Origin of the sequence: Accumulibacter sp., assembly GCF_036625275.1 — a bacterium.
In the GTDB taxonomy this organism is placed as follows: Bacteria; Pseudomonadota; Gammaproteobacteria; order Burkholderiales; family Rhodocyclaceae; genus Accumulibacter.
On record NZ_JAZKUD010000040.1, the window covers coordinates 1 to 14,722 of the forward strand.

At 62.7% G+C, this 14,722-nt stretch carries 11 protein-coding genes and 1 pseudogene; 7 read left to right on the top strand and 5 right to left on the bottom strand.

The window, feature by feature from the left end; genetic code table 11:
- The first annotated feature begins 414 nt into the window (after positions 1–414).
- Positions 415–1,662 (top strand): amidohydrolase family protein, encoded by a 1,248-nt coding sequence (locus V5B39_RS13125; protein ID WP_332343342.1) that lies wholly within the window; start codon positions 415–417, stop codon positions 1,660–1,662.
- Positions 1,663–1,680: 18 nt separating this feature from the next.
- Here the strand turns inward: V5B39_RS13125 and V5B39_RS13130 are convergent, their stop codons facing one another.
- Positions 1,681–2,658 carry a hypothetical protein gene (locus V5B39_RS13130; protein ID WP_332343343.1) on the bottom strand — a complete coding sequence of 326 codons (978 nt, stop codon included), beginning with the start codon at positions 2,656–2,658 and terminating at the stop codon, positions 1,681–1,683.
- A 393-nt stretch (positions 2,659–3,051) separates the two neighbouring features.
- Here V5B39_RS13130 and V5B39_RS13135 point away from each other — a divergent pair, with 393 nt between their 5' ends.
- The 4 genes and pseudogenes from V5B39_RS13135 to V5B39_RS13150 all read left to right on the top strand — a co-directional run.
- Positions 3,052–3,324 (top strand): hypothetical protein, encoded by a 273-nt coding sequence (locus V5B39_RS13135; protein WP_332343344.1) that lies wholly within the window; start codon positions 3,052–3,054, stop codon positions 3,322–3,324.
- A gap of 54 nt (positions 3,325–3,378) precedes the next feature.
- Positions 3,379–4,623 (top strand): AAA family ATPase, encoded by a 1,245-nt coding sequence (locus V5B39_RS13140; RefSeq protein WP_332343345.1) that lies wholly within the window; start codon positions 3,379–3,381, stop codon positions 4,621–4,623.
- The gene (locus V5B39_RS13145) at positions 4,623–5,252 is read left to right on the top strand and encodes a DUF4276 family protein (protein ID WP_332343346.1); all 630 of its coding nucleotides are present in this window, start codon (positions 4,623–4,625) and stop codon (positions 5,250–5,252) included. The genes V5B39_RS13140 and V5B39_RS13145 overlap by 1 nt, the downstream gene beginning before the upstream one ends.
- Positions 5,253–6,434, top strand: a pseudogene (locus V5B39_RS13150) (AIPR family protein); the annotation flags it as partial. It lies immediately after the preceding gene.
- 96 nt (positions 6,435–6,530) lie between these two features.
- Here V5B39_RS13150 and V5B39_RS13155 read toward each other — a convergent pair.
- From V5B39_RS13155 to V5B39_RS13170, 4 genes are all read right to left on the bottom strand, one after another.
- Entirely contained in the window at positions 6,531–8,237 is a 1,707-nt protein-coding gene (locus V5B39_RS13155; RefSeq protein ID WP_332343348.1) for a diphosphate--fructose-6-phosphate 1-phosphotransferase, read from the bottom strand.
- Between the two features lie 125 nt (positions 8,238–8,362).
- Complete coding sequence (fbaA, locus tag V5B39_RS13160) at positions 8,363–9,436, bottom strand: class II fructose-bisphosphate aldolase (protein ID WP_332343349.1); 1,074 nt, start codon at positions 9,434–9,436, stop codon at positions 8,363–8,365.
- Between the two features lie 232 nt (positions 9,437–9,668).
- Positions 9,669–11,378: a single-stranded-DNA-specific exonuclease RecJ gene (gene recJ, locus V5B39_RS13165; RefSeq protein WP_332343350.1), complete on the bottom strand. Its 1,710-nt coding sequence runs from the start codon at positions 11,376–11,378 to the stop codon at positions 9,669–9,671.
- The gene (locus V5B39_RS13170) at positions 11,375–12,457 is read right to left on the bottom strand and encodes a hypothetical protein (RefSeq protein WP_332343351.1); all 1,083 of its coding nucleotides are present in this window, start codon (positions 12,455–12,457) and stop codon (positions 11,375–11,377) included. The genes recJ and V5B39_RS13170 overlap by 4 nt, the downstream gene beginning before the upstream one ends.
- A gap of 279 nt (positions 12,458–12,736) precedes the next feature.
- Between V5B39_RS13170 and V5B39_RS13175 the strand changes: the two genes are divergently transcribed.
- Together V5B39_RS13175 and lolD are read left to right on the top strand one after the other, a co-directional pair.
- Entirely contained in the window at positions 12,737–13,984 is a 1,248-nt protein-coding gene (locus V5B39_RS13175) for a lipoprotein-releasing ABC transporter permease subunit (protein WP_332343352.1), read from the top strand.
- Complete coding sequence (lolD, locus tag V5B39_RS13180; RefSeq protein WP_332343353.1) at positions 13,977–14,705, top strand: lipoprotein-releasing ABC transporter ATP-binding protein LolD; 729 nt, start codon at positions 13,977–13,979, stop codon at positions 14,703–14,705. The genes V5B39_RS13175 and lolD overlap by 8 nt, the downstream gene beginning before the upstream one ends.
- Positions 14,706–14,722: the final 17 nt, after the last annotated feature.

The window sequence follows — 14,722 nt, forward strand, 5'->3', positions numbered from 1 at the left end:
GGAAAGCACCCCGGCAAGCCGTTCATGGTACCGGTCCGTCAACCTCTCGGTCATGATCGCCTCCGTTTATTTATCTACGATAGGACCACAGCTTCAACCTTTTTGGTTCCGGCTTCGCCGGTTTAGGTGAATTGGACGCCCCTTTCCTCCAACCCCCTTCCACGGCCCGTGCTGCATCGCGGGCTGGCTACGGCGGCGCGGAGCAGTGCTCCGCGAAACCCCGCCTTCGCACCCGCGATAGGGGAGAGAGCATATCGGTTTCCACTAACAAAAGCTCAGGTCGTCAGTGAGGGTGTGGAGCATGTGGTTTGACTCTGGGTCAACAAGCGGTTTCTCGCTGCATTCTTGCGCAGTGTCCTGCGTGCTTCCGACGCTTCGATCCGACGGCGTAGCGCCTGGCCGTCGGCTGCGGCGATGAACCCGCCGCGTCGCCGTGCCCTGGTTGCCGCGCTCGCCGGCGGCGGTGCGCTGGCCTTGTCGGGCGTCGTTGCGCAGCCCTGGCGAGCCTGGTTCAATCGCTGTCAGGCGCAACTGCCGGCAGCCGTTGCGGCCGGCGAGTGGGTGCAGAGCGCGTGGGACGGGGTCGATCCGGTGCTGTTTCTGGATAGCCATGTGCACCTGGTCGGTACCGGCGATTCGGACAGCGGCAGCGAGGTCAATCCGCAGATGGACAGCTTCCTGCACCCGCTGCAGTATGCGCAGCGCCTGTTCTACCTGAACGCCGGCTGTGTCCATGATGCACCGGGACGAGTGGACGAGAGCTACGTCGATCGCCTGCAGAATCTCGTCGAAGGATTGCGGCCGGGGGCGAAGCTGCTGCTCTTTGCGTTCGACCGCTTCCACGACCTCGATGGTCGGGCCGACCCGCAGCGCAGTTCCTTCTACACCCCGAACGCCTACGCGCAGGCCGTGGCCGCGCGCCATCCGCAGTATTTTCAGTGGGCGGCGTCGATTCATCCGTATCGCGGCGACTGCGTCGAGGCGCTGGCTGTTGCCGTCGAAGGAGGTGCGCGGGCGGTCAAATGGTTGCCGCCGGCCATGGGCATCGACCCATCGTCGAAGCGTTGCGATCGTTTCTATGCCGCGCTGGCGAAACACGGCTTGCCGTTGATCAGCCATGCCGGCGAGGAAAAAGCCGCTCCCGGCGGCGACCAGCCGGCCTTTGGCAACCCGCTCCTGCTGCGGCGGGCGATGGACCATGGCGTCCGGGTGGTGGTGGCGCATTGCGCCTCGCTCGGCAGCGCTGTCGATGTCGACCGGGGTGCGAACGCGGCGCCGCTGCCCTGTTTTGATCTGTTCGCTCGCCTGATGGGCGAAGCGCGTTATGAAAAGCGGTTGTTTGGCGATATTTCGGCGCTGACACTTCGGAACCGCAACGAGGAAGTGTTGCGCACGCTGCTCGAGCGCAGCGAATGGCATGCGCGTTTGCTGAATGGTTCCGATTATCCCTTGCCGGGCATCGTGCCGCTGATCCTGCCTGCGGAGTTCGCCGCACGGGGCATGCTGCCGCAGTCGGCGGTCGCGGAGCTGGAAGTGATCCGCCACCACAATCCCCTGCTCTTCGATTTCGTCCTCAAACGGCATCTGTCTTCGCGGGGACAGGGTTTTGCCCCCGCCATTTTCGAGACTGGAGCCTTCTTCGCCACGATGCCGGCTGGCTGAGGAGCCTGGCGACGGTTCTCAGGCCGGCAATGGCGCCGGCATGCAGGGAACCCGGCCGGTGGCAAGGTAGGCCTCGCAGCGTTCAGTGTATTCACGGGTGCTCTTGGGCATCGGCGTGCGAGCGCGGGCGATGTAGAACACCAGGTCGCGGCCGTTGCGGAGCAACTGGAGGCCATCGGAAACCCGGTACAGCAGCCTGCCGGTTCGTTCTCCGAGCGGTTTGGCGACAGGTTTCGGCGTGAAGTTGGCCAGCCGCTCGCCGGCGGTCACCAGTTGCGACCAGACATCGAAAATGTCCCGGTCGGTGCGCAGGGTTTCGGTCTTGATTCGGGCGGCGCAGGCAAAATCCCGCACCGGGGTTTCGATCGCGGCGAAAGCGGGAATGCGGCTGAAGGTGGCGATCATCACCTCGGCGATCCGGTCGATGTCGCGCATGCTCTGACCGATCTTGATGTAGCGGTTTTCGTAGAATTCCTCGATCGGTACCGAAAAGGCGCGGAAGGGCTCGCCCCAGAGTTCGTCGATGCCTTCCTCGCCGCTGCGGTGAAGGACGACATGCCCGAGGTCCATCGCGTCGAGCAGGCATTGGCCGCATTCGCGCATCAGCGCGTCGTCGCTGTGAATCTCGATGCCGTCGGCCTGCAACTCGACCAGTTTCCGGAAAATGTCGGTCGCACGGTTGAACAGGGCGCCGGCGAGCATCGCGGCCTTGACCCGACGCCGGCCGGGGTCGGTCTCCGCCTGGTAACTCCTTCGAGCCTCGCCCAGCCGGCAGCCCGGAATGTTGAGTCCGTGCTCGGTATGGTTGAACAGGCGTCGGGTCAGCGCCTCGATCAGTTGCTTCTTGGCTTGTAAGGAATCGACGGGAACCGGATAGGTCTTGATCCAGTAACCGTCGTAGAGCACCCGCTCGGCATCGTTGATGATTCTGCGCGTTCCCTCGGGCGGACAGGCGTCGTGATCCGAAGGGAGTTCGAGTCGGTGAACATTGCTCATGGCTGTCATCAGTGCTGAAAAAACACCTAGTCAAAAGCAAGAATCGTGCTCGTCTAAGATCGCTTCTGCAAGCCGCTGATTTCCATTCGATCAGATCGTGTCGACCGGTATCGGCGTGTGCTCTGCCGATCGCTGTGCTTCGCGACGGTGCAAACGACCGCCTGCGGGAGCACTCTGTCGGTGCGCAGACCGATGCGGTGGAAGTGCTGGGCGGCGGTCCACCCGGCGCGAGCTGGCGGGGCGCACATCGTCCAATATTTTCTCGAACTGGAAGGTGGACCAACGTTATGATGCCCGCTCTACGTTCATTCAATCCACTGTCAATGAACATCGGTTGGGCGCAAAGCTGGCGAAGACCTGCCTCGACACAGCGCTACTGGACGACATCGTGATATGAGATCGACAAGCCAAATCTTGTTTCAGGAGGCGCTGGCGACGGCCATTCAGATTACGGAACGGCTTGGCACGACACTGGCCGACGATATCGTCCTCGTGCGTGATTTGCGCGGACGTATCCGACCGGTTTTGCCGACGAAACCCCAGGGTCATGGACTGCAACAGTACCGGGACGCTCTGGCCAGGGAACTGGGTGCCTACGGATTCGAGCCGGGGCGGGTTGTTCTGGATGAGCCTGACAAGCTTTATGGAGCACACTTTGTCCGCTGATGCGCGACAAGACATCTTGTGGTGCATCGATGCACTGCAGCCGGGAGACCAAGCATGAGCCGGAATCACCGCCAAAGGCCCGCGGGCATCCCGCGTATCGAATCCCTGCGGGTGGAGAACTACCGCGCTTTACGCAAGGTGGATCTGGGCAACCTGACACCGATGACGGTGCTGCTGGGGCCCAACGGTAGTGGCAAATCGACGCTATTCGACGTGTTCAATTTTCTGTCCGAGTGTTTCCAGTTCGGTTTGCGCCACGTCTGGGATCGGCGGGGTCGGAGCAAGGAGCTGAAGACGCGGGGCGCTTCCGGTCCCATCGTATTCGATCTGAAATACCGGGAAAGCCCCAGCACACCGCTGATTACTTACCACCTGGCGATCGACGAAGGAGCCAGAGGCCCGGAAGTGGTCGAGGAGTTCTTGCAATGGAAGCGGGGCAGCCATGGACGACCGTTTCGTTTCCTGGAGTTTGCACGCGGCGAGGGTTCTGCCATCAGCGGTGAAATGCCCGATGAGGACGACAAGCGTGTCCCGCAAAAACTGCGTTCTCCCGATCTGGTGGCAGTGAGCACGCTGGGCCAGTTTTCCGACCATCCGCGGGCGGCGGCGCTGCGCGAGTTCATCACCGACTGGTACGTGTCGTATCTGTCGATCGATCAAACCCGCAGCCAGCCGGAGGCCGGCCCGCAAGAGCGCTTGAGCAAGAATGGCGACAATCTGGCCAACGTTATCCAGTATTTGAAGGAGCAGTACCCGGATCGGCTGGAGAAGATTTTTCTGGTCCTGCGCCAGCGTATTCCGCGCCTGGAAAGGGTGGATGCAGAGCTGATGCGCGATGACCACCTGTTGCTGCAGATCAAGGACGCCTCTTTTGAACAACCGGTGCTGTCCAAGTATGCCTCCGACGGCACGATGAAGATGCTGGCTTATCTGACCGTTCTCTACGACCCGGAGCCACCGCGCTTTACTGGTATCGAGGAGCCCGAGAATTTCCTTCATCCGCGTCTGCTGCCGGAGCTGGCCAAGGAGTGCCGGGTTGCTTCCGAACGTTCGCAACTGCTGATCACCAGCCATTCGCCGTTCTTCCTGAATGCCATGCGTGCCGACGAAGTGCGCGTCCTGTATCGCGATGAGGAAGGTTTCACGCAAGTGGTGCGCGCCTGCGACATCCGGGGAATTCCCGAGTTCATCCAGGCGGGAGCATCGCTGGGTCATTTGTGGATGGAGGGCCACTTCGGTCTCGGGGACCCGCTCGTCAACCAAGGCGCGCCGCGCGCGACCAGGCGGGAGCGTCACTGATGCTGGAGAAACTGATCGTGTTGGTCGAAGAGCCGTCGATGGAGGCGGCTCTGGAGATTTTTCTGCCCCGGCTGCTGGCTGAAACGGATTTCGAGATCCGGCGTTTTCAGTGCAAGGATGACTTGCTTACCCACTTGCCCGAGCGCCTGCGTGGGTATCGCCATTGGCTGCCCGAAAACTGGGCAATTCTGGTGCTTGTGGATCGCGATGACGATGATTGCGCTGACTTGAAGCGACGCCTGGAGGCCATGGCAGCCGATGCGGGTTTGCTCAGCAAATCAGTCGCTGGCGTGGGCAGGCCATTCCAGGTGGCGAACCGCATTGCCATCGAAGAACTGGAAGCCTGGTTCTTCGGCGATTGGCAGGCGGTACAGGCCGCCTATCCGCGAGTTTCGGTGAACCTCCCGGCGAAAGCGGGTTTCCGTGACCCGGATGCGATCTTGGGTGGCACCTGGGAAGCGCTTGAACGGGTTCTGCAGCGGGCGGGTTATTTCAGTGGCGGATTGCACAAGCTCGAGTGCGCACGTTCGATCGCTCGGCATATGGAGCCGGAACGCAACCGTTCGGGGAGTTTTCAGGCGTTTGGTGGCGCGCTGTCTGCCGCGCTGGCGTGGGGAGAGCAAGCGTAGGTCGATCGCGCGGGATTCGGCGACCAGGTCAGTTGGGAGCATGTCAATCACGATGTGCTCATCAGCGTTTTACAGCGCATCAGACCCGTCGATGAAACCTTGCGCCTGACCGGCAAGGCGCTTGTCGAAGACATGAATTTCAGCCGGGTGTGTGTTGGCCATATCCCGGTCACTGAAGTCGCTGCACTGATGAAGACGCATGGCGAGAAGTTGCTGGATCGCAATATTCGCCGTTACCTGGGGTTGCACGGCAACCGCGTCAATGAGGGCATCCGCACCACCTTGCTCTCGAGCAACCCCCCTGACTTCTATTTTTTTAACAACGGGCTGACGCTGGTTTGTGAGGATTTTGCCTACAACGCACTACAAAGCAGCGATTACCAGATCAACGCCGAGAACCTGCAAATCGTCAACGGTGGCCAGACCTGCATGACCATTTTCAGAACGTCAGAGGAACTACAAAAAAAGGGAAAAACGCTGCCTGCCGAAGCCAGCGTTCTGGTGCGTATTTACAAGCTGCCCAAAGACAACGAAGACATCGTTCTGCGGATCACCCAGGCGACCAACAGACAGAATCCGGTAGACCTCAAAGACTTGCATGCCAACGATGCAAGACAACAGCGCCTGGAGCAGAGCATTCAAGCGCTGGGTTTCACCTATCGGCGCAAACGCATGGAGGGTGCCGCCAGACCGACGGACATCACATCAGGGGCCGCCGCCGAGGCGATTCTGGCCGTCTGGCGGCACGCGCCGCATCAGGCCAAATTTCTCACCCGTGAGCATTTCGGCAAGCTGTACGACCTCATTTTCAACGACACGCTTAACGGCACCCAGGTTCTTGCTGCGGTTCTGCTTTACCGGATCGCGGAAAACCATCGCCGCCGTCCGGATCAAGACGACCCCATGTTCGTCCGCTATGCCTCTTGTTTCATTGCCATGCAAATGGGCCGCCGTCTGCTCAAGGAATTAGGCGTGGATCTGGACGGGATGGATCACCGAAACTTCGCACGCGTAAGTAAGCTGGTCGAAGAAAAGGGAGAAGTGTATTTCGCAGCCTCGCTGCAGGACGTGGACAACGCGCTGAAAGGGCTTTACGGCGGTCAGGAAATTTCCTTGCAACAGCTCTCGGCCACCTTCCGGCGTGGCGACCTGATTGAAAATCTCCTGAAAACACCTGTCTGAGGCGCGCCACCCGGCTCCGGTTGGACTTTGCCGTATGGGTCACAAAAAAGGGCCATCGTCATCGATGGCCCTTGCCGGTTCGACGAAGCTGAGCGCTCAGCCGATCCTGAACATCAGCGCGTCGGCCCCCGAGTTCAGCGCGACGCTGATCGGCAGTTGATCCGTCGTCGGACCCCAGAACTGGCGCGGACCCGGTGAGGCGAAGAGATCACTGGCCGCCCAGGCCTCGCGCCGTGAGACGAAGTACTGCATGGCCGGCGAATCCATCCTGACCAGCGCCTTCTCGATCACGAACTCATCCTTGCCGTGGCGGCGTTCGATGTTGAGCAGGCCGGCGAGCGGGATCGCCTGCGGGGTGCCGCCGCTGGCGAGTCCGGTGATCGTCGCCATGTAACCGGTACGGCCGTCGAGGATCAGCGAGCCGGCAGTCAGGCCGAGGTTGTAGGTATAGGCGGCGTCAAACAGCGTCGGTGCGCCGCAACGGCCTTCGTAGCCGAGGAAGTGGCTGTGCGCGGCGAAGGGGACGTTGGCATCGAGTTCCCTGACGCGCTGCCTGGCCATGTCGATCAGCAACTGCTCGGTGGGAATCAGCGAGACCTGCAGGTTGCCGTGCGAGTCGCGTTCGGCGAGCAGCATGTTCACGATGTAATGCGGCAGCGAGGCCAGCAAACTGGCATTTTCGGAGCTGAGCCGGCTGCCGACGAAAGCCGGTTTGGCGTCGTCAGCCTGGGCGGCGAACTCGGCGGCGTGGTGCGCGAGGACATCGTTGAGTTCGGCGATCATGGCGTTCATTTCCGGGATGAACTCGATCAGGCCTTCCGGTGCCAGCAGGACGCCGTAGTTCATTCCCCGGTGCGAACGTTCGACGATGACCCGCGCAACGCGGTCGATGATGCTCGCCAGCGACTCCTGGTTGGCAGCGATTTCTTCGGAGATCAGGGTAATCGCCGGCTTGGTCTGGAGCGCGACTTCGAGTGCGACATGCGAAGCCGAGCGGCCCATCAGCTTGACGAAGTGCCAGTATTTGAGCGAGGAGCTGGTGTCCTGCAGGATGTTGCCGACCATCTCGCTGTAGATCCGTGTCGCGGTATCGAAGCCGAACGAAATCGACAGCAGGTCGCCGATTTGCAGGTCGCCGTCGATGGTTTTCGGCACACCGATCACCTGCACGCCGGAGCCGTCGGCCTTGACGCCGGTGAACAGCGATTCGGCGAGAACTGCGGCATTGGTGTTGGAATCGTCACCGCCGACGACGACGATGGCGTCGAGCTGGTGTTTGATGCAGGTTTCGCGGACCTGTGCGAACTGCTCGTCGCTCTTGATCTTGGTGCGATCCGAGCCAAGAAAGTCGAAGCCGCCGGTGTTGAGGATGAAGTCGACGTTGGCGTCGGTGATTTCGAACAGCGAGCCCTTGAGCAGGCCCTTCGGACCCGCCCTGACGCCAAGGAGCGTGTTGCCGGCGCCAAGCACCCGCTTGAGTCCGCAGACCACGTTGTGGCCGCCGGCGGCCGGACCGCCCGAGAACAGCACGGCGATGCGCTTGCCCTGTACGGTCGCGGGACTGCTGCCGGAGGAGGTGAGGACGACATTGTTGGAGGCGGCGACGCTCTGCGGGAACTGCGCGCGGACGGCGTCGCTGTCCTTGGTGCTCAGGATACGTTCGGTGTTCTTGAAGCTGACCGGTGTCGGGCTGCCCGACGAGCCGAATGCGGCGCAGACCGGCAAGGGAAGCTGGCGCACGGCCGATTCGAAGATCGATTGGTGCGCTTCTGTCTGGATGAGCTGCTCTACCAGGGTACTCATGGTTTGATCCTCGGTGTACTGTGGTTGTACTTACGGTGTTCCTATGGAAAAGGGGGATCTCCGGCAGGCACAAAAAAGGGCCAGCCCAGACCTGGACCAGCCCGTTGGCATGCGCCGGGAATCGATTAACCCAGCGTGCCGATGTTATTCAGGTCGGCAAAGGCCTGCTTCAGGCGAGCCCGGAAAGCGTCTTCACCCTTGCGCAGCCAGGCGCGCGGGTCGTAGTACTTCTTGTTCGGTTTTTCATCGCCTTCGGGGTTGCCGATCTGACCCTGGAGATAGCCTTCGTTCTTCTTGTAGAAGCCCATCACGCCATCCCAGAACGCCCACTGCAGGTCGGTGTCGATGTTCATCTTGATCACCCCGTAGGAGATCGCCTCGCGGATTTCCTCGAGGGTCGATCCCGATCCGCCATGGAAGACGAAGTTGACCGGGAGGTCCTTGGTGCCGAATTTCTTCTGCACGTAATCCTGCGAGTTCTTCAGGATGATCGGCTGCAGCTTGACGTTGCCCGGCTTGTAGACGCCGTGTACATTGCCGAAGGCCGCGGCGATGGTGAAGCGGTCGCTGACCTGCGAGAGCGCTTCGTAGGCCATCGCCACGTCTTCCGGCTGGGTGTAGAGCCTGGAGCTGTCGACGCCGCTGTTGTCGACGCCGTCTTCCTCACCGCCGGTGACGCCGAGCTCGATTTCGAGGGTCATTCCCATCTTGCTCATCCGTTCGAGATAGCGCTTGCAGATCTCGATGTTTTCCTCGATCGGTTCTTCCGACAGGTCGAGCATGTGCGAGCTGTAGAGCGGTTTGCCGTGCGTCTTGAAATATTGCTCGCCGGCGTCGAGCAGGCCGTCGATCCACGGCAGCAGCTTCTTGGCCGCGTGGTCGGTATGCAGGATGACCGTTGCTCCGTAGAGTTCGGCCATCAGATGGATGTGCTGGGCGCCGGAGACGCCGCCGGCGATGCACGAACGCTGGTGGGTATTGTCGAGACCCTTGCCGGCGAAGAACTGCGCGCCGCCGTTGGAGAACTGGATGATCGCCGGAGCATTGAGCTCCTTGGCGGTTTCCATGACCGAGTTCACCGTGCTGGTGTTGATGACATTCACCGCCGGCAGCGCGAACTGCTTGGCCTTGGCCAGTTCGAAAATGGCCTGCAACTCGTCGCCAGTGGCGACGCCGGGTTTGATTTGTGTTGCACTCATGATGGGCTTATTCCAGATTCGGTTGATCAAAAAAGTCGGGAGGGTCGAGAAACGATTCGAGAAACGAGGACAGAACGGACGCCCAAAACGCCCGCTTCGGTGGAAGTATCTCCGGCGTGCAGCGACTCGTCAAGCACCGTCTGCGGGGTCCTTGAAAAGACGCTCCGAGGTGCCCGAAATGCACCGAAAAAGTGCTCCAAACGGGTTCCGAATGGCTGGCGTGTCAGGCCCTTCAGCCGGCAGGGGTGGTCAGATGCTCGATCAGCAATTGCGGTGTCTGGACGCCGTTGTAGTCGTTGATCGCCAGCCGGTAAGCGGCGTGGATGGTGTTGCCGGGTGGCTGGTCAAAGTTGAACTGGATCGCTTCAAGGAATTGTGTGCCCTTGCGCAGGCGCAGCTTGAGGTGTTTGTCCTTGAGGATGCGCTGGCTCTCGACGACGAATTCATCCTGGAACAGCGGCGCCGGAAAGCCCTGGCCCCAGACTTCGGCCTCGAGCAGCCGCGCCGTGGCGATCGAGAGATAGGCGGCTTCGAGGCCGCCGTCGGTTTCCAGCGTGCGCGTGCGGTCGGCGGGCGCCAGCAACTCGTCGACGACGGCTGCGAACAGTTCGCGAAAACAGGCAAAGTCGCTTTCGCGCATCGTCACCCCGGCGGCCATGGCGTGCCCGCCGAAGCGCAGCAGCAGGCCCGGCGCGCGCCTGGAAAGCAGGTCGAGGGCATCGCGCAGGTGCAGGCCGGCGATGGAACGGCCCGATCCCTTGATCTCGCCGCCGCCGCTGGGTGCAAAGGCAAAGACCGGACGGTGCAGCCTTTCCTTGATGCGTGCGGCGACGATGCCGACGACGCCCTGGTGCCAGTCGGCATCGAACAGCGAGACCGCCGCCGCGGCGTTCTCGTCCAGGTCGGGAGCGGCCCTGGCGATCTGGAACAGCGCCTGTTCCTGCATGCCGGATTCGATCTCGCGGCGTTCGCGGTTGAGCGCGTCGAGTCGTTGTGCGATGTTCAGCGCGCGTCCTTCGTCATCGGTGAGCAGGCATTCGATTCCCAGCGACATGTCGGCGAGGCGGCCGGCGGCGTTGACGCGCGGGCCGATCATGAAGCCGAGATCGTTGCCCGAGGCCTGCGCCGGATGGCGTCCGGCCGCGCGGAAAATGGCGCGCAGGCCAGGGGTGAGCTGGCCCTGGCGAATGCGTTTGAGGCCCTGGCTGACGAGCACCCGGTTGTTGTGGTCGAGCCTGACGACGTCGGCGATCGTGCCGAGGGCGACCAGGTCGAGCAAGGCAGCGAGCCGGGGCTCGCTGCGCATAGCGAACCAGTGGCGCTCGCGCAGTTCGGCACGCAGCGCCAGCATCACGTAGAAGATCACGCCGACGCCGGCCAGATGCTTGCTCGGGAAACCGCAGCCGGGAAGGTTGGGGTTGACGATGCAGTCGGCGGCCGGCAGTTCGTCGCCCGGCAGGTGGTGGTCGGTGATCAGCGTGGCGATGCCGAGCTGCCTGGCGCGGGCGACGCCGTCGACGCTGGCGATGCCGTTGTCAACGGTGACGATGAGCTTGGGCTTTTTCGTCGCGGCCAGCTCGACGATGTCGGGGGAGAGTCCGTAGCCGTAGGTGAAGCGGTTCGGGACCAGATAATCGACGTCTGCGCCGAAAGCCCGTAGCGCTCGGACACCCAGCGCGCAGGCGGTGGCGCCATCGCAGTCGTAGTCGGCGACGATAAGGATTTTCTGCTGCCCGGCGATGCAGTCGGCGAGCAGAACGGCGGCTTCGGCGGCGTGCGTCAGCCGGGCCGGGGACAGCAGCGACGAGAATTCGTAATCGAGTTCGCTGCGCCGGACGATGCCGCGCCCGGCGTAGATGCGCGCCAGCAACGGGTGCACACCCTGCTGTTCGAGCTGCCACTGGATGCGCGGCGAGACGCTGCGGCTGCAGATCCGGGTCATGGCGCGTCCTGGTCATGACGGTTGGCCAGTGCCTGCACGGTGGCCGCCAGCGGCTGCGGACGGCGCCACAGCCGCCACTGTTCGCTGCGGCTGCTTTCCCAGGTCAGCATGGCGTAGGCCGTCGATGCTGCGAGGCGCAGGCGCCGGATTTTCCCGCTGGCGAGCGCGCGCTGCAGCGGCGCGAACCAGCGGGTTTCGAGTGCGAGCAGTTGGGCGCGGTAGGCTTCGCCGTCTTCGTACTGTACCGGCGCTTGCAGCGAATCGAGAACGAGCAGTGGGTGGCTGCCGGGGCTGGCCTGTGTCAGCAGGGCAGCGGCATCGTCGGGGACGGCCTGCACCGGCACACCGAAAGCGCGACCCAGGCCGCGTGCCAGCGGGTGGTTGCTCCAGACGCCGGTGAAGTCCTGCGCGCTGCCGGCCGGCAGGACCCCGGCACCCCATAGCCACAGACTGTTGATCGTCGACTGGCCGGCGTCCTCGCGTCTGGTGTTGGCCGGGTGCTGATGCAGCACCATCTGCACTTCGTTGAGCCATTGGCGCAGCCAGCGCCACTCGGCGGTTTCCGGCAATTGCCGGCCAACGCTGCGGCCGGCGACGACGGACAGCGGCAGCACGTCGAAGCGGCCGAGATCGGAATGGCCGAGTTCGATATGGCCGGCAAGCTGCAGATACCAGCGATCGGGTGTGCCGACGTGGAAAGTGCCGCGATCCGGGAACTGGCGATTAAGTTCGTCGACGATGGCCGTCGCTTCGGCGGCGGTGATGTCGAGACGGCCACCGTCGGCGAGAATCAGACGTTCCTGGTGCAGGCGCAGATGCACCGGGTCGGCGCACAACCAGCAGGCGCCGGCGACGATCGGTGCGGCGACTTCCCCGCGCACCCGGAAGGCGGCATAAGCGGCATTCCCGGCAAGGCCGAAAGCATCGCAGAGCGTCGCCTCGAGCGACTGCGGCGGCCGGCGCGTGCACCGGCTGCGCGCGATCAGCGTGTTCAGGCCATCGCAGCGGAGCGCGTCGACACTTTCGCGGTCGTCGGGTTCAGGCCAGAGGAGTTCGGGAACGACCAGGGTGAGTTGCATGGGTGCGGGACGGATCGGGTAGTGGCTGCAAGGGGGTGAGGGGAGTGCTTGGGGTGTCAATGAAAATGTTGGGAGGTCCTGACAGGCTCCCCTCTTCCCGCAAGGGGGAGGGCGATCACCGATGTCAACGCCTCTCCATCGAACAAGACACTTCGACCAACACTTTCATTCGCACCCGAGTGCTTGCTGGGGAGGGCAGCCATTGTCGGAAAAGTGTAGCATAGCGCCTTTGCCGTTTTGGCGCTTCGAACGGTTCCTTGAGATGAGTTTTTGCCGCTGATGGCCCTGCCCTATGAGTTGCTGATCGGCTTGCGCTATACGCGCGCCAAGAAGCACAACCATTTCATTTCCTTCATCTCGCTGATCTCGATGTGCGGTATCGCGCTGGGTGTTGCGGCACTGATCGTCGTGCTGTCGGTGATGAACGGTTTTCAGACCGAATTGCGGTCGCGCATTCTCGCCGTCGTCTCGCATGTCGAGATTACCGGCGTCAGTGGCGAAATGGCCGGCTGGGAAGCGGTCGCGAAGCAGGCTGCCGGACAGCCACAGGTGCTTGCCGCCGCGCCCTTCGTACAGGCGCAAGGGATGCTCGCCTACGGGCAGTCGGTGCGCGGTGCGTTGGTGCGCGGCATCCTGCCGGATCTCGAGGACCGGGTTGCAGACTTCCGACCGCACATGAAAAGTGGTCGCCTCGACGCCCTGCAGCCGGATCTCTTCAACATCATCCTTGGTTCGGAGCTGGCGCGCGCGCTCGGCGTTTTCGTCGGCGACCGGGTGACGCTGATCGCACCGCAGGGCGTGGTGACCCCGGCCGGCGTAGTGCCGCGTCTGAAGACTTTCCATGTCGTCGGTCTGTTCGAGGTCGGCATGTACGAGTACGACAGCGGTCTGGCGTTGATCCACCTGGCCGATGCGCAACGCCTGTACCGCATGGATGACCGGGTTTCCGGCGTGCGCCTGAAACTCGACGACCTCTTCGTCGCACCACGGGTGGCGCGTTCGCTGGCCGGCAGGCTCGATACCCATGCCTTCATCAGCGACTGGACGCGCAGCCACGCCAATTTCTTTCGCGCCGTGCAGATCGAAAAGAACATGATGTTCATCATCCTCTCGCTGATCGTTGCCGTGGCCGCTTTCAACATCGTTTCGACACTGGTCATGGCGGTTACCGACAAGCAGTCGGACATTGCCATCCTGCGCACGCTCGGCGCCAGTCCGGCGAGCATCATGGTGGTGTTCATCGTGCAGGGGGCGCTGATCGGTTGCATCGGCCTCGGCCTCGGTGTCGCCGGCGGTGTCGCCCTGGCGCTCAACGTCGATGTCGTGGTGCCGTTCATCGAGCGACTGCTCGGCACACAGTTTCTCGCCAAGGAGGTGTATTACATTTCCAATCTGCCCTCGGAGCTGCAGTGGGGCGACGTGACGACGATTACCGGCGTTGCTTTCCTGCTGGCGCTCGTGGCGACGATCTACCCAAGCTGGCGCGCAGCACGCGTCAATCCTGCGGAAGCGCTGCGTTATGAGTGAACGGGTTCTGGCCTGTCAGGGCTTGCGCAAGATCTATCAGCAGGGCGACAGCAAAGTCCCGGTGCTGCTCGGTGTCGATCTCGAAATCCGGGCTGGCGAACGGGTGGCGATCGTCGGTGCTTCGGGTTCGGGCAAGAGCACGCTGCTGCATCTGCTCGGTGGTCTCGACGCCGCCGACGCCGGCGAGGTGCAGTTGATGGGGAACGACCTGAACCGCATCGACGAGGCACAGCGCGGCAACCTGCGCAATCGCCACCTGGGTTTCGTCTATCAGTTTCATCACCTGCTCGCCGAGTTCAGCGCGCTGGAGAACGTCGCCATGCCGCTGTACATCCGGCGCATGCCGAAAGCCGAGGCGGAAGCGCGTGCGGCGCTCGTGCTCGGCGAGGTCGGACTCGGGCACCGCTTGCGGCACACGCCGTCGGAGCTGTCGGGCGGCGAGCGGCAGCGGGCGGCGATCGCGCGCGCACTGGTCACCGAACCGGCCTGCGTGCTCGCCGACGAGCCGACCGGCAATCTCGATCGGCAGACCGCTGCCAGCGTTTTCGAGCTGATGCTGGCGCTCAACCGTTCGCGGCAGACGAGTTTCGTGATCGTCACCCACGACCCGGCGCTTGCCGAGCGTGCCGAGCGCATTCTGACGCTGCGCGACGGCAGCCTGCATTCCGCCCGACGCATGTCTCAGGTTCCGGCACCGGTTGCCGACGACTGGAATTTATGATTTTGTAATAATCCGGA

Bases quoted from the DNA above. Each gene is read 5' to 3' on its own strand.
- V5B39_RS13125 (WP_332343342.1), top strand. From the start codon at position 415: ATGAACCCGCCGCGTCGCCGTGCCCTGGTTGCCGCGCTCGCCGGCGGC.
- V5B39_RS13130 (WP_332343343.1), bottom strand. From the start codon at position 2,658: ATGAGCAATGTTCACCGACTCGAACTCCCTTCGGATCACGACGCCTGT.
- V5B39_RS13135 (WP_332343344.1), top strand. From the start codon at position 3,052: ATGAGATCGACAAGCCAAATCTTGTTTCAGGAGGCGCTGGCGACGGCC.
- V5B39_RS13140 (WP_332343345.1), top strand. From the start codon at position 3,379: ATGAGCCGGAATCACCGCCAAAGGCCCGCGGGCATCCCGCGTATCGAA.
- V5B39_RS13145 (WP_332343346.1), top strand. From the start codon at position 4,623: ATGCTGGAGAAACTGATCGTGTTGGTCGAAGAGCCGTCGATGGAGGCG.
- V5B39_RS13155 (WP_332343348.1), bottom strand. From the start codon at position 8,237: ATGAGTACCCTGGTAGAGCAGCTCATCCAGACAGAAGCGCACCAATCG.
- fbaA (WP_332343349.1), bottom strand. From the start codon at position 9,436: ATGAGTGCAACACAAATCAAACCCGGCGTCGCCACTGGCGACGAGTTG.
- recJ (WP_332343350.1), bottom strand. From the start codon at position 11,378: ATGACCCGGATCTGCAGCCGCAGCGTCTCGCCGCGCATCCAGTGGCAG.
- V5B39_RS13170 (WP_332343351.1), bottom strand. From the start codon at position 12,457: ATGCAACTCACCCTGGTCGTTCCCGAACTCCTCTGGCCTGAACCCGAC.
- V5B39_RS13175 (WP_332343352.1), top strand. From the start codon at position 12,737: ATGGCCCTGCCCTATGAGTTGCTGATCGGCTTGCGCTATACGCGCGCC.
- lolD (WP_332343353.1), top strand. From the start codon at position 13,977: ATGAGTGAACGGGTTCTGGCCTGTCAGGGCTTGCGCAAGATCTATCAG.